Below are 13222 nucleotides of genomic sequence, written 5' to 3'. Positions count from 1 at the left end.
CCTGCCGCTGATCGGGATCTGGGTCAAGCTGTTGCAGGTGCCCTACCGCTTCCTGTACCCGGCCATCCTGACCTTCTGCTGCATCGGCGTGTACTCGGTCAACAACCAGACCTTCGACGTATTTACGGCGGCTGGCTTCGGTGTGATCGGCTACCTGTTCATCAAGCTCAAGTGCGAGCCCGCGCCGCTGCTGCTGGGCTTCGTGCTGGGGCCGATGATGGAGGAGAATTTCCGCAGGGCGCTATTGCTTTCACGTGGCGAGTTCACGGTGTTCGTGACCCGTCCGCTGTCGCTGGGATTGCTGATTGCCGCGGCGCTGCTGGTCTGCATTGTGGCGCTGCCGTCGATCAAGGCCAAGCGCGAGGAAGCATTCCAGGAGGAATGACACGGGCTGGCGGGTGCCTGACTGGTAACAGCGCTAGGGAAAGCGCAGGCACGCGCCTACACTGAGGAGGTGCCGGTCCGGCACTGTCGGTCACCGAGGGGGTACTTCATGAATTATTGTCCCAGGCCGCCTGGTCAGCGGAAAACGCCGGCCACGCCCTGGAAGACGCACTTCCAGCAACCCGGCGAGAAAGGCCGGACCGCCCAGCCCGGCCAGTTCGATCCGCGAACCGAGCAACCCGCCGACAAGAAATAGCATCAGCGATGCGATAGCGTTTTCAGGCCCGTGCCGCCATGGCTGCGGGCCTTGTCGTTTTATCGCGCGTAATATGCTCTCCGGCGGGATGGCCGGCCATGTTCCCGCTACGACGCACTGTGCGCTTCCGCGCGGTCATGTCCCGCCCAGGTCAGGCGCCATCCCGAGGTGGCCGTCTTGGCCACCAGGCCCGAATCCTGAAGCAGCAGCAAATGGTGACTTAGCTTGGATGCCTCGGCATTGCCCAGCGCCTTGGCGAGCTGAAGATCCGTCATCATCGCCTGGCTGTCGGACCGCAGTGCTGACAGCACCCGGTCCGCGAAGGACATGTCACGCCTCATCTTGCACTCCCGCTATTTTTGAACGCCCTGACGCTGACTAGCGAACGTCGCTTCATCAAGCAATGCCAGGCGCTGGGCGCGCGCATAGCGGCAGCACCCGGGCCTCCCGCCAAGGGGCAGGAATGGCAAGGTCCGGCCGACGCACCGCTTCAATCCCTTCTCGATTACTTCTTCTTGCCCGTTGCACCATCATTGCCGACGCGCGACTGGACTGCACCGAACGGGGCGGCAGGGGCGACCGGCTTCTTGGGTTGCTTGGGCTTCTTGGTTTCGCGATTGCCGCGTAATTGACCTTTGGCCATGGTGATGCTCCACGAGTGAGTTACTGCATTGGTTGCCAGGCGGCAGATCCAGCATACCCGCTTACTCCCGCATTCAGGGAATTATCACGCGCACCGGGAAGCGTTTCGCACCATGAAAATCGCCATTCGTTATCGCTATCGCGCGATAACAGCATCGTCTTCCATTATGCGGAAAAGTAAATCGGACACCACCGGGCAAACAGCGTATGCTCGTTGAAGAAAGGAGATCAACATGTCTCAAAATCATGCGATCTACAAGGGGTTCAAGGTTTCGGCCAATGTGCGTCGCTCGTTCGACGACAGCCCCGATGCCGAACTCGCGCGAGCGAAATTTCTCGCGACAGTGACCATCACCCAGGTCAGCGGCGACAGCGGTTCGCTCAGGCTGGTGCCCCCGCTGCTCCAGCATATAGCGCAAACGCCGCACGATGCCATCGACCTGGCCGTGTCTTATGCCAGGACCGTCATCGACGATATGTCCACCTTCGTCAAACGAAAGTAATCCCGCCCCGCGCTTGTTTCTCCCGTCCGATGCCCGCGCGCCCCAGCGATGCCCCACCGGCGTCTTTCCACGACGCGGCATCCGCCGGCATCCACGCACGGACTTCGCCCCGGCCCCTCGATTCGCCCGGAATTGCAGTCCATCGCGCGGCCGCCCTGACCGGCACAGCCGCAGCCACGCCCGGCAACACTTCCCCACGAAAACACAGGAGACGACCATGGAAAGACAAATCAAGAACAAGGCGGAGTTGCGCGCGATGATCCGCGCAGAGCAGCAAAAATGGATGGAGTGCAACGGTGCCTGCTTTGGCGACGTATGCTGGCAGGCGCCGGATGCAGGCGGATGCAACTGGGACCTCTCGACCATGGAAGGCGGCGACAGCGCCGCCTGCCTGGAGAAGATCCGGCCTTTCACGACCGCGCTGCGCGAGCAGTACAACATTCCCAACGAAGGGAAATAAGGAGGGCGAGCGCCTGGCGCGCCGAATCCGGGATGCCTTGCAATCGGGATTCAGGACGCTATTCGACCAGGCGCTCGATCCGTGCCTTGGCGTTTTCCAGCGCGTCGGCCTTGGCCAGTTCGCGGGTGCCGAATGCACTGCCCTGGTTTTCGAAGCGGCCGTGCGTGTCCAGGGTGTAGATCCAGTGCCACTGACCGAAGGTGCGCTGCGTCAGCTCGAAGTTGACGTAGTGCCCCTTATAGAAAAAACTCTCTGGCATCGTCCACCTCGCGCGGTTGCGGCCTGCCCGGCGCCCGGCCCCGGCATCCCTGGGATACGATTGGCGGCGCTTCGCCACGAAAGTGCCGCAAGCGGCGCCACGCGCAACGCCTTGCCTATCGTACGCCCAAATCCGGACGCAAGCGCCGATAGACGGAAAATGGTATCATTGACGGTCTTGGCCGTTTGCCGATCGCATCTAGTCATCGACGCAAACGTGCCGGTCGCCGTACATCATCAGAACATTAACGGCGGCCTGTCGGGCGTACACCCGATTCGTTCAGGGCGGCAACCGCCCATCACCCTTCCGACCCGGCGGCATGTCCGCTCCGCAACCTGTGCGCATGTACCTGGCGCATCAGCCTGCGCAAGCACGGTCCACTCATCACCAGCCACCTTCCTAGCGCAACAGCGCCGGGCCTGACGCGGCTGGCAACTCAATCACGGCGACCGATCGCCCCAAGAGAGCACGCGGCGCACCATGAGATGCGCTCAACGTTGCCTCAGATCGTCCGCCCGCACAAGGGCAGCACTTTGAATAAAAGCTTCAATCAAGGCATCAACCGCAGCAATCGCGGCAATCCGTACACCGTATCGGTGTACCCAATCCAACAAGAGCCAGGCGTGTGGTTTGCGACCTACCTGATCGCCGAATACAAGAACGGCTCCGAATGCATCGTTGCCAACGTTTCGATGCGCCATGCCACGCATGGCACCGAAGCCCAGGCAAAACAGGCCGCCCGACGCGCGGCCGAGAGCGTCGCTGCCGGCATGCGCCTGCAATAAGCCGGCCACTTAAAAGCAACCCGCATGCGTCTAAACCTAATGTGCAGCAGCACCTGCTGCAAAAGGATCATCCTTGGCTAAAGAAGAACTGGTGGAATTTGGTGGACAAGTATCGGAAGTATTGCCGGACAACCGCTTCCGCGTCATTCTGGAAAACGGTTTCCAGGTGTGGGCATATTCGTCCGGCCGCCTGAAGAAGAATCGCATTCGTATCCTGGCCGGCGATCGCGTGACGCTGGAAATGTCGCCCTACGACCTGACCAAGGGCCGCATCAATTACCGTCACAAGTATTGAGACCAAGGCCAGACACGCTGCCGCGCCGTCAGGCTGTAGACCCGCGGCCCCCTCCCAACTCTCTTATGAAAGGAAGAAACATGTCGATCAGCGAAGAATGGGAAGAGATGCACCTGACGCCGGGCGGCTGGGTAGGCGGAAGCTACCGCCACGTGCCTGGACCCGAGGTCACGGTGGAACGCCCGGCCGATGAAGTGCTTACCGTACGCAGGCATGTGGCTGCCACCTACTGTGGCCCGTCGCGCGCAACCGAAGACAGGACGCCGCGCACGGAAGACATGGCACTGATTGAAACGCTGCTGGCACGCTTCGGCAGCCCGGCGTTCGGAGTCTAAGCTCCGATTACGCCTGGCCACGGCGCGCAACGCGCCCGTGCCTTCGCCGCGAGCGGCGGAAGCTCAGCCGGGAAAACGCATGCGTGGGATGCTGGTGCCAACGCGAGAGCCGACCGGGCGCAATTCGCCCTCCCAGGGTTCCGCGTCCAGGTCCAGCACGAAGTCTCCCTCGCCGGCCTTGTCATACAAATTGTCACGAATCGCCTGCCCGATCGCCAGCCGGCACAACGCCTCGAAGCTGTCGACCGCCGTGCCGGCCAGGGCGGCCTCCCTGGCCTGAACCCCAAACGAGCGCCTGCCGTCGCCGACGAAGCTGGTGAAACGCACGCCTGTCGGATGACTGGAGTCCAGAAAGCTGACAGCCACGTGGTAGGCGATGCCTTTGCCTTGCCCCGGTAGCGTGCAGAGGAAATTGGATGGTGTGGCAACCTTGTTCATGACGTATGCGCTCTCGGGCCGGCGCGATGCGCACGGCAATATTTGACAGGTAGACCCGACGCCACGGGCATCGCACCGGACGTCGCACTGGGCAACGCCGCGCCGCTGCGCCGGAATCATCTCCGGCACAACCCTTACAGCGTGGTCACCGACTCACCGGGTATCAGCCCGTTGATAATATCTTCGCCGAACTTCACGGCTCCCCTGCGAGCCGTACCGATATTCTCCCACGGCGTGCTTTCCAGGCGAAACACGCGAGTGCGTTCGCTGCCGGGCCGATGACCCTCGATGCAAATGACCACTGACGCAGTAAAGCTGCGGTCAGGCTTGGTCCTGGGCCACGATTGCGCGGGTTGAATCTTGTACACCAGGGGATAGAGGTCGAATCCCTTGTAGCTGGCGGAAGGCGTATTGTTCATGTAGTGCTCCAGGCGGCTGGATGCCGCCGATGCGGGCCTCGTGAAGATTCGCACACACTGGACAATGCCGGGGCCCATTGCGCGGCCACGCGGGGCAAGCTAGGGAGCCATCAGGCGATCGACGACAATCGCGATCGCTTTCCCTGGCCTGTCCTGCTTGCAATGGACACCAAGGCGTGCGCGCAAAAACCGGTCAAGGCTGCGTTGCAGTTGATATAAGGCGCGCTGGTCGGCACTGCTCAGCTGTTCCGCGACTTCCTGCGCCATCTCGATTTCAAGCGTCCTGGCGGACCAGGCAAGGCTTCCGGCATCAGGGATCTGCCAGTTCGCGGTGACTACGCGCTGTCCTGTCATCCAGGTCCTGACATCTTGCCCGGTGATCTCATCAAGCACGGGCTTCACGAAGGCAACGAGATCTATCATGGCACCGGCCAGGCGGATAAGCGGCCCATCGCCTGGCCGATGGGCGATACAGCCGCGGCGCGCGAATCCGCTCCACCCTCGCACCACAGCGGACCCTGCCGCATATCGCGACAGGCGTCAGAGCGATACGACGGATTGCCCGGGGATCGCGCCGTTGATGATGTCCTCGGCGTATCGGACGACACCACGGCGCGCGGCACCAATATTGTCCCAAGGCACTGTATCCAGGCGGAAAGTACGGGCTTTCTCGCCCTCGGGTTCACCACCTTCGCGGCAGATCACAACGGCGGCATCGAAGGTCCTGTCGGGCCTGCGCTCCGGCCACGTGCGCACCACCGCATGCTTGAACACAAGGGGGTACAAATCGAACCCTTTGTAGCTGGCAATCGGATTGGCGTCCATGATGCGCTCCGCAGTTACATTGATCCCCACTCTACTCCTATAGGCGCAGCATCATCACCTTTATTTTGGCGGCTCTGGAGATGTGGAAGGCGCCGGGAAAGGCGACCCGGCGGACGGCGCGGCTGGCGTGGGGGCAACAGGCGCGGCCGCGCCCGGAGCCGTCCTTGCTGGCGCCACCTTCGCCGGCTCGGTCAGGGTCAGCAGCATGTCCGCATACCAGGCCGAATTCAGTCCGAGCACCTCGTCCTCCGCCAGGTCGCGCGAACCCACGTCGAAGCGGGCAGAGTGAATGCCCAGCAGCATCCACGGCAGGTCCAGTTTCTCGCCCCGGCCATCGCGCATGCGCGAGACCACCAGCGCACCGCTCGTGCCGCGATGGGTCCTTGCATCCGTGAGGAAAAAACCCTGGCCCTGGAAACGCAATCCGTAAGCGGATGCGACCACCGCCTGGCGCGCCACCGGCAGATGATGAAGCGCATCATGAAAACCCAGCGGGAATCCCACGATCAACAGCGAATCGCCCACCTCGACGTGGTCCGACGGCCGCGCCAGGTGCTCCGGCGTGAAAGCCCTGTAGACAAGCTTCGGCGGCAGCGCCTTGCGCTCCAGCTCCACCACCCCGACATCGACCGGGCCGCCGCCATCCTCGCCTTCCCGCCAGACCGCAAGGCCATCGCGGTACAGCGGAATCGAAAAGCCGATCGAGTCGGCCATGTTCTCCGGCTGGCTATGCAGTTCTATCTCGATGCGGTCGGGGTGATGTTTGCTCGGCTCATCGAGCAGCACATGGCGGCTGGTCACCACGAAGAGCCGCCCGTCGCGCTCGAAAAAAAAGCCACTCGCATTGGTGAGCGGTTGCTGGCCGTCGAAGGACGAGACGCGGACGGCGGCAAGAAGGATGGGTTCGACCACAGGCATGATGATTTGGCGCAGGCGCCTCGCTGATTCCCGGTCGGTAAAAAAAAAGCCCCGCTAGGCGGGGCTTTTTCTAGGCGATTCGATTCGGCTCGATCAGATCGGCTCGATCTTGGTCGCTGCGGGGCCCTTTTGGCCAACGCCTGCGACGTAACGCACCTTCTGGCCTTCTTGCAGCGACTTGAAACCGCCGCCTTGAATTTCCGAGAAATGCGCGAACAGGTCGTTGCCGCCTGCGTCAGGGGTGATGAAGCCGAAGCCCTTGGAGTCGTTGAACCACTTGACGGTACCGGTTTCCATGCTGGATATCCTTTAAACCTTAAAAGTTCTGGATGAGCCTATTGCTCACCAGGCATGACGATCAAGGAAGGAACATGGAGCAAACGAATCGCCGCTTGGAGGGACGATCCATAACATCTGAGTAACCGCTTGAAAGATCCTGCATCAACATTTATACAGGCATGGAAGAGGCATGTCAACGTGGCTGCAAAGAAAGTGCGCCAAGGATGGCGGATGGGCCCGATTTAGCGTCCGGGCACCCTCGCCCGTGACGGTTTGTGGCCGCATGAACGTGCTACAGTCACCCACCTACCGCTGCCGGATTCCGCATGTCGCCTTGCCCAGCCTGCCTCGCCATCGAAGCCAACCGCGGTGGTTCGCCGGGGCATGCCATGCTCAGGATCACCGACACGCAGCGCATCAAGGTGCCACGCCGCCCCGCGAGCACTATCAGCACTTTCGTGTGCCAGGCTTGCGCCACCAGCTGGATCTACCGCGACGAAAAGAACGTCGATACGCAGGGCTGGCAACTTGCCCTGCAACAAACGCTGGCTCAGGACCTGCAGTGACATAGGCCGCAGGGCCATTTCCCATCTTCGTCGGCACGCTGCTCCCGCTGGCCCTCACCACTCACTGCCGCGATCTCACTGAGACCATGCCGCACGCCCGCGCAAACCGCGCTACGGCGGCGCGAAGCACACGGCGCGGTAATCTTTCAGGACCTGGATGATCCAGCGCATCGGACTTTTTTTCACCATCAGCCTGCTGCGTTTGCTCGCCGCACTACCCTACAGCGTGTGCGCACGTATCGGCATGGGCCTTGGCGCCCTGCTATATCGCATTCCGAGCCGGCGCCGCGGCGTCGTGCAGACCAACCTGCGGCTGTGCTTTCCGGATGCAAGCGAGTCGCACCGGCATGCTTTGGGAGAGGCACATTTCAGCCATGTGATCCGGAGCTACCTGGAGCGCGGCGTGCAATGGTATGGCGACGCCGGCAGGCTGAACGACCTCGTCGAACTGGACTCCGCCATCGAACTCGGCAATGCCGACGCCGGCCCGACCATTTTCCTGGGGTTCCATTTCGTGGCGATCGAGGCCGGCTGCATGTTCTATTCGATCAGGCACCCGGTGGCCTCGCTCTACTCCAAGATGTCCAACCCCTTGCTGGAACAGCTGGCGAGGCAGCAGCGCGGCAGGTTCGGCACCGAGATGATCCCGCGCAACGGCAGCGTGCGGCAGGCACTGCGGGCGCTTAAGTCAGGCACGCCGCTGATGCTCGCCGCGGACATGGACTTTGGCTTGCGCGACTCGGTATTCGTGCCGTTCTTCAACGTCCAGGCCTGCACGCTTACCTCGGTATCCCGCCTCGCCGCGCTTAGCGGCGCGCGTGTCGTACCGTTCACAACCTCGGTCCTGCCCGGCTACCGCGGCTACAAGCTGAAGATATTCGATGCGATGGCGGGCTATCCCTCGGGCGACGAGAAGGCCGACGCGCTGCGCATGAACGCATTCCTGGAAACCCAGGTGCGCGACATGCCGGAGCAATACTACTGGGTGCACCGCCGCTTCAAGCACCGCCCGGATGGCGAGGCGCCCGTCTATTGAGACGGCACCGCTCCACCCGTGCGAGCAGCCGCCGTTTAGTCCTGGTGGCCGTCCAAGCTCACGCGATAGAGCGTGGCGCCCACCTTTTCCAGCAGCGCCCGCGCCGCGTCGGAAAATGTCTCGCTGGCTAGCAGCGCTGCCAGCCCGGCCACGGCGTCGTCCACCGATAGCTCGACCGTTTCGTCATTGGCAATGCGTTCGAAGGTGCTGATCACTACTGTCGGATCCATCCAGATTCCCCTGCAAAAGTCGAAGTCCGCCGCCTGGGCATGATGCCCACGCTGGCAAGCAGCGCGAATGGTAGCACCGCCACGCCCCCTGCCGGCATCTGGCCAGCGCCATGGCAATGCGCCACCGCCCGGGCCGCAGCGCAACAGCTTGTCGTGGACAGGATGTGTCAGTGCCTTGCGGGCAACGCGCGCAGCCGGCGATTCACCTCGAGCAATGTCTCGCAATCGTCGCTGCCGGCGGCAGTCCGCTGCTGGATATACGTCGTGATGGCAAGCAGGGGACGCTTGCGCTCGCTGCACGACGAAGCGCCGGAACGGGCGCAAGACACCGCCACCTCCCTATCCAGGCTATCCCGCACGATCGCGATCAGGTCCCCGCACTGCGCCGCCTCCACGGAAGACGCCGGCTCGGCCACCTCGGCGCAGGCGACGCCGGCCCGCAGACCGAGTGCGACGGCGGCAAGGCCGATCGCTACCTGCCATGCCTGGCGGGCCGATGGCTTCCCGCCCATCGTGGACATTATCAAAGCGGCGGCAGCACGGCATATATTGCAAATCGTGGCCCGCGGGGGTCGTAGAAAATGCAAACTGGGGGATCCTTGTCAGGTAAGCGCCTGCCCGTTCGCGCGCCCTGGGTGCGGCACAAGCGCAAGTGCCCTGTCTCCATGCAGGATTCATTCCCTTGGCTAACATCTTCAGATGTGCCGGGCACGATTGCTGCGACGCATTGCGCACAACCCTGCCGGCCGGGCTGATTCCCCGCGCCCCGGCCGCCTTGCGCGGACTATCGCTGACCTGCCTTCCAAGGTGTACGAGATGCCAGGACCATTGGAAAAATACCGCCAGAAACGCAACTTCAGCGTCACCAGCGAGCCCAGGGGGACAAAGGTCAAGCCTGCCGCCAGGCTGTCCTTCGTTGTGCAAAAACACGCGGCCCGGCGCCTGCACTACGACTTTCGCCTGGAACTCGACGGTACGCTGAAAAGCTGGGCGGTGCCCAAGGGGCCAAGCCTGGACCCCGCCGACAAGCGCATGGCTGTGCAGGTCGAGGACCACCCGCTCGACTACGGCTCCTTCGAGGGCGTGATTCCTCCGGGGCAATACGGCGCGGGTACGGTCATCGTGTGGGATCGCGGCACCTGGGTGCCCACCGGCGACCCGCATGCGGGATACCGCGAAGGCAAGCTGAAGTTCTCCCTGCATGGAGAAAAACTGCACGGGCACTGGACGCTGGTACGCATGCACGCAAGGTGCGACCAGGATGCGGACAAGCCCGCCTGGCTGCTGATCAAGGAACGCGACGAAGAAGCGCGCGCGGCGGCGTCATTCGACATCGTGGCAGCACTGCCCGACAGCGTGCTGCCCGCCAAGCGCAAAGCCAGCGCGAGGCCAGCGGGCAGATTGGCGCAAAACGCGGAACGCAAGGCCGCGAGCGCCGTCAGCCGGGCCACGGCTTCCCTGGGTCCCGACGATATGCCGTCCGCCGCCAGGTCGGCCGCCCTGCCTCCCATGCTGGCACCGCAACTGGCGACCCTGGTCGACAAACCACCGGCGGCCGATGACAAATGGCTATACGAAATCAAGTTCGACGGCTACCGCCTGCTCGCCCGCGTCGAAGGCAAGAAGGTGCGCCTGTTCACGCGCAACGGCAACGACTGGACCAGCAAGCTGCGCGGACTGGCGCAGGCTGTCGCAGGCCTTGGCCTGCAGTCCGGCTGGCTCGACGGCGAGATCGTGATCGCCGACAAGCACGGCAGGACCGATTTCCAGGCCCTGCAGAATGCATTTGAAAACGCGCAACTCGACGAAATCCGGTACTTCCTGTTCGACCTGCCGTATTGCAACGGCTTCGACCTGCGCAAGGTGCCGCTATCCGTGCGCAGGGACATGTTGCGCCGCGCGCTGACAGCCAGGCCTTGCGATCACCTGCGCTTTAGCGAGAGCTTCGAGGCCAGCGCCGCCGAGTTGCTGCCGGTTGCCTGCAAACTCCGGCTCGAAGGCGTAATCGGCAAGCGTGCCGATGCGCCCTACGTGTCGACCCGCTCACGCGCCTGGATCAAACTGAAGTGCACGCAGCGCCAGGAGTTCGTGGTGGTCGGCTATACCGATCCCGCCGGCTCCCGCCAGGGGATCGGCGCGCTGCTGCTCGGCGTGCATGACGAGCGCGGGCGGCTGCGCTATGCCGGCAAGGTCGGCACTGGCTTCGATGCGGATACGTTGTCCAGCCTTGCGCGCAGGCTCGTTGCCCTGCGGCAGGATGCCTCGCCGCTGGATTCCGCTTGCGCGGGCGAGCCGGCAGGTAGGGTGCCGTCGCACTGGGTGAAACCAAGGCTCGTGGCCGAGATTTCCTTCGGCAGCTGGACGCGGGAAGGCCGTGTGCGCCATGCCGTGTTCCACGGCCTGCGCACCGACAAGCCGGCCGCCGCGGTCGCGGTGGAACGCGCTGCGCAGATCGGGCCGGATGGCAAGCACAAGCACAAGAACAAGCCTGCGACACGCTCCACCGGGACAGCCAAGGCAACGCCCGAGACATCCGCCGCACCGCGCGTGCGCATCAGCCATGCCGGGCGCGTCATCGATGCCTCGACCGGACTGACCAAAGGCGACCTCGTGGGGTACTACGAGGCCATCGCCCCGCTGCTGCTGCCGCATCTGCGCGGCCGGCCCGTGGCGCTGGTGCGCGGCCCCAGTGGCATCGACGGCGAGCTGTTCTTCCAGAAGCACGGGGATGCATTGCGCATGCCCGGCATCAACACACTCGATCCCGCGCTATGGCCGGACCATCCGCCGTTGCTTGAAATTGCCACGGAAGCGGGCATCGTCGCGGCAGCCCGGTTCAACGTGATCGAGTTCCATACATGGAATGCCAACAAGCGCGGGCTTGCCAGGCCGGACCGGGTGGTCTTCGACCTGGATCCCGGCGAAGGGGTGCCGTGGAACCACGTACGCGAAGGCGCCGCGATGATGAAGACCGTGCTGGATGAGCTGGGCCTGCGCAGCTTCCTGAAGAGCAGCGGCGGCAAGGGTCTCCACGTAGTAGTACCGATCTCCGCGCGCCACGACTGGGAGACCGTCAAGGAATTCGCCAGGCAAGTCGTGTTGCACATGGCCAGCATCGTGCCGGAACGCTTCGTGGCCAGGAGCGGGCCCCGCAACCGCGTCGGCAAGACCTTTATCGACTACCTGCGCAACGGCTTCGGCGCCACCACGGTGGCCGCCTTTTCCGCGCGGGCGCGTCCCGGGCTTGGCGTTTCCGTGCCACTTGCCTGGGACGAGCTGGACAGCATCGAATCCAGTGCGCGGTGGACCATCACCAATCTGCACGAACGCCTCCGCGCGCGGCAGGAGGATCCCTGGGCCGGCTATGCCACCACCAGGCAGACACTGACCAAGCCGATCAAGCTGATGATGCCCTGAGCGGCCCTGCCGGTCCCTGCCTGGCGGCCAGCAGCCGGAGCACGCTCCATCGATTGAGCAGGCATAGCCCGCGTGCCGCAAGCAGGCCGAGGCACTTTACCTGCCGGGGACTTGCCGGCGCTCACCCGTGGTTAGCGCTAGCGGCTTGCGGGCAATGCCGCAAGCCCATCGAGCAGCGCCTTGTGGAAGGCCTGGGGATCCTGCATCTGCGGCGCGTGGCCCAGGTCCGGAAACTCGACCAGTTTCGCATTCGGCAGCGCCTTCAGGGTGAGCTGCGCCAGCGCCGGATAGTTGCCGACTTTCGCGCGGACTTCGGGCGGCGCGGCATCCTTGGCGATCGCCGTGGTGTCCTTGTCGCCGATCAGCAGAAGGGTCTGCGTCTTGAGCGCGCCCAGCTCGTACACGACGGGCTGTGTAAAGATCATGTCGTAGATCAGCGCGGAATTCCAGGCCACCTGCTGCTTGCCCGGACCGCGGTTCATGCCCGCCAGCATCTGCACCCACGGCTCGTACTCGGGACGCCACGTGCCCACATAGTAGGTTGCCTGCTCGTAGCCGCGAATCTTGTCGGCGCTGGTGGCCAGCTCGCGTGCGTACCATTGGTCGACCGACAGCGACGGCACGCCCTTCGCCTTCCAGTCTTCGAGGCCGATCGGGTTGACCAGCGCAAGCTGCTCCGTTTGCTGCGGGTACATCAGCGCATAGCGCATGGCCAGCATGCCGCCAGTCGAATGGCCGATCACCGTGGCCTGGCCGACGCCGGCCGATTCGAGCAAGGCGTGGGTATTGCGCGCGAGCTGCTGGAAGGAGTACTGATAGCGCGCCGGCTTGCTGGACTTGCAAAAACCGATCTGGTCAGGCGCGATAACGCGATAGCCGGCCGCGCTGAGCACCTTGATGGTGCCTTCCCAGGTCGCCGCGCAGAAATTCTTTCCGTGCAGCAAAACCGCGGTGCGGCCGTTAGCGTGCTCCGGCCTGATGTCCATGTAGGCCATATGCATCGCCTCGCCCTGCGAGGTGAACGCGAACTGCCGGACGGGGGCCGGGTAGTCGAAGCCTTGCAGTTCTGGCCCGTATGCCGGGCCATCGTCAGCCGTGGCGGCCAGCACGGACGGAGACGTGGCGGCGATGGCCGCGATGAGCATGGCGAACAAGGATTGGCGACGGAACATCAT

The 13222-nt window shown here is 63.6% G+C and carries 21 protein-coding genes; 9 read left to right on the top strand and 12 right to left on the bottom strand.

Annotated features, from left to right (window positions below; translation table 11 throughout):
- Positions 1 to 385: tripartite tricarboxylate transporter permease (locus CF70_RS04425; RefSeq protein WP_035860879.1), on the top strand; the 385-nt coding region annotated here is incomplete at its 5' end.
- Between the two features lie 362 nt (positions 386 to 747).
- Here CF70_RS04425 and CF70_RS04420 read toward each other — a convergent pair.
- Positions 748 to 969: a hypothetical protein gene (locus CF70_RS04420; protein ID WP_035860877.1), complete on the bottom strand. Its 222-nt coding sequence runs from the start codon at positions 967 to 969 to the stop codon at positions 748 to 750.
- Positions 970 to 1145: 176 nt separating this feature from the next.
- The gene (locus tag CF70_RS36875) at positions 1146 to 1283 is read right to left on the bottom strand and encodes a hypothetical protein (RefSeq protein ID WP_200876690.1); all 138 of its coding nucleotides are present in this window, start codon (positions 1281 to 1283) and stop codon (positions 1146 to 1148) included.
- 232 nt (positions 1284 to 1515) lie between these two features.
- Between CF70_RS36875 and CF70_RS04415 the strand changes: the two genes are divergently transcribed.
- Complete coding sequence (locus tag CF70_RS04415; protein WP_035860875.1) at positions 1516 to 1785, top strand: hypothetical protein; 270 nt, start codon at positions 1516 to 1518, stop codon at positions 1783 to 1785.
- A gap of 217 nt (positions 1786 to 2002) precedes the next feature.
- Complete coding sequence (locus tag CF70_RS04410) at positions 2003 to 2245, top strand: hypothetical protein (protein ID WP_035860874.1); 243 nt, start codon at positions 2003 to 2005, stop codon at positions 2243 to 2245.
- Between the two features lie 58 nt (positions 2246 to 2303).
- Here the strand turns inward: CF70_RS04410 and CF70_RS04405 are convergent, their stop codons facing one another.
- Entirely contained in the window at positions 2304 to 2504 is a 201-nt protein-coding gene (locus tag CF70_RS04405; RefSeq protein WP_035860872.1) for a hypothetical protein, read from the bottom strand.
- A 557-nt stretch (positions 2505 to 3061) separates the two neighbouring features.
- On the opposite strand from CF70_RS04405, the gene CF70_RS04400 reads away from it, so the two are divergent.
- The 3 genes from CF70_RS04400 to CF70_RS04390 all read left to right on the top strand — a co-directional run bounded on the left by CF70_RS04400 (position 3062) and on the right by CF70_RS04390 (position 3919).
- A complete protein-coding gene (locus tag CF70_RS04400; protein ID WP_035860906.1) occupies positions 3062 to 3289 on the top strand; it encodes a hypothetical protein in 228 nt (75 codons plus the stop codon).
- Between the two features lie 73 nt (positions 3290 to 3362).
- Positions 3363 to 3584 carry a translation initiation factor IF-1 gene (infA, locus tag CF70_RS04395; RefSeq protein WP_006157957.1) on the top strand — a complete coding sequence of 74 codons (222 nt, stop codon included), beginning with the start codon at positions 3363 to 3365 and terminating at the stop codon, positions 3582 to 3584.
- Positions 3585 to 3664: 80 nt separating this feature from the next.
- Positions 3665 to 3919, top strand: coding sequence for a hypothetical protein (locus CF70_RS04390; RefSeq protein WP_035860870.1), 255 nt, complete (start codon positions 3665 to 3667; stop codon positions 3917 to 3919).
- Between the two features lie 63 nt (positions 3920 to 3982).
- Here the strand turns inward: CF70_RS04390 and CF70_RS04385 are convergent, their stop codons facing one another.
- The 6 genes from CF70_RS04385 to CF70_RS04360 all read right to left on the bottom strand — a co-directional run bounded on the left by CF70_RS04385 (position 3983) and on the right by CF70_RS04360 (position 6816).
- Positions 3983 to 4357: a hypothetical protein gene (locus CF70_RS04385; RefSeq protein ID WP_035860868.1), complete on the bottom strand. Its 375-nt coding sequence runs from the start codon at positions 4355 to 4357 to the stop codon at positions 3983 to 3985.
- A 134-nt stretch (positions 4358 to 4491) separates the two neighbouring features.
- Positions 4492 to 4776, bottom strand: a complete 285-nt coding sequence (locus tag CF70_RS04380) for a hypothetical protein (RefSeq protein WP_035860866.1) — start codon at positions 4774 to 4776, stop codon at positions 4492 to 4494.
- Positions 4777 to 4875: 99 nt separating this feature from the next.
- Positions 4876 to 5199, bottom strand: coding sequence for a hypothetical protein (locus tag CF70_RS04375; RefSeq protein ID WP_035860863.1), 324 nt, complete (start codon positions 5197 to 5199; stop codon positions 4876 to 4878).
- Positions 5200 to 5316: 117 nt separating this feature from the next.
- Complete coding sequence (locus tag CF70_RS04370; protein WP_035860860.1) at positions 5317 to 5601, bottom strand: hypothetical protein; 285 nt, start codon at positions 5599 to 5601, stop codon at positions 5317 to 5319.
- 60 nt (positions 5602 to 5661) lie between these two features.
- Positions 5662 to 6513, bottom strand: coding sequence for a trypsin-like peptidase domain-containing protein (locus CF70_RS04365; RefSeq protein ID WP_235184876.1), 852 nt, complete (start codon positions 6511 to 6513; stop codon positions 5662 to 5664).
- 99 nt (positions 6514 to 6612) lie between these two features.
- On the bottom strand, positions 6613 to 6816 hold the full coding sequence (locus CF70_RS04360; RefSeq protein WP_006157950.1) for a cold-shock protein: 204 nt from the start codon (positions 6814 to 6816) through the stop codon (positions 6613 to 6615).
- Positions 6817 to 7124: 308 nt separating this feature from the next.
- Here CF70_RS04360 and CF70_RS04355 point away from each other — a divergent pair, with 308 nt between their 5' ends.
- The gene (locus CF70_RS04355) at positions 7125 to 7364 is read left to right on the top strand and encodes a hypothetical protein (protein WP_035860853.1); all 240 of its coding nucleotides are present in this window, start codon (positions 7125 to 7127) and stop codon (positions 7362 to 7364) included.
- Positions 7365 to 7521: 157 nt separating this feature from the next.
- Positions 7522 to 8400: a lipid A biosynthesis lauroyl acyltransferase gene (locus CF70_RS04350; RefSeq protein WP_035860850.1), complete on the top strand. Its 879-nt coding sequence runs from the start codon at positions 7522 to 7524 to the stop codon at positions 8398 to 8400.
- Positions 8401 to 8435: 35 nt separating this feature from the next.
- Here the strand turns inward: CF70_RS04350 and CF70_RS04345 are convergent, their stop codons facing one another.
- Positions 8436 to 8630: a hypothetical protein gene (locus tag CF70_RS04345; protein WP_035860848.1), complete on the bottom strand. Its 195-nt coding sequence runs from the start codon at positions 8628 to 8630 to the stop codon at positions 8436 to 8438.
- A gap of 167 nt (positions 8631 to 8797) precedes the next feature.
- Positions 8798 to 9142, bottom strand: coding sequence for a hypothetical protein (locus tag CF70_RS04340; protein WP_152561683.1), 345 nt, complete (start codon positions 9140 to 9142; stop codon positions 8798 to 8800).
- A gap of 304 nt (positions 9143 to 9446) precedes the next feature.
- Between CF70_RS04340 and ligD the strand changes: the two genes are divergently transcribed.
- Positions 9447 to 12047 carry a DNA ligase D gene (ligD, locus tag CF70_RS04335; protein WP_035860903.1) on the top strand — a complete coding sequence of 867 codons (2601 nt, stop codon included), beginning with the start codon at positions 9447 to 9449 and terminating at the stop codon, positions 12045 to 12047.
- A 137-nt stretch (positions 12048 to 12184) separates the two neighbouring features.
- On the opposite strand, the gene CF70_RS04330 is transcribed toward ligD, so the two are convergent.
- Positions 12185 to 13192: an alpha/beta fold hydrolase gene (locus tag CF70_RS04330; RefSeq protein WP_414629421.1), complete on the bottom strand. Its 1008-nt coding sequence runs from the start codon at positions 13190 to 13192 to the stop codon at positions 12185 to 12187.
- Between the last annotated feature and the right edge of the window lie 30 nt (positions 13193 to 13222).

The sequence above is a fragment of the Cupriavidus sp. SK-3 genome, from assembly GCF_000611145.1.
Lineage (GTDB): Bacteria > Pseudomonadota > Gammaproteobacteria > Burkholderiales > Burkholderiaceae > Cupriavidus.
Note: the sequence above shows the minus strand (reverse complement) of the source record. Positions and strands in the feature narration are given on the sequence as shown.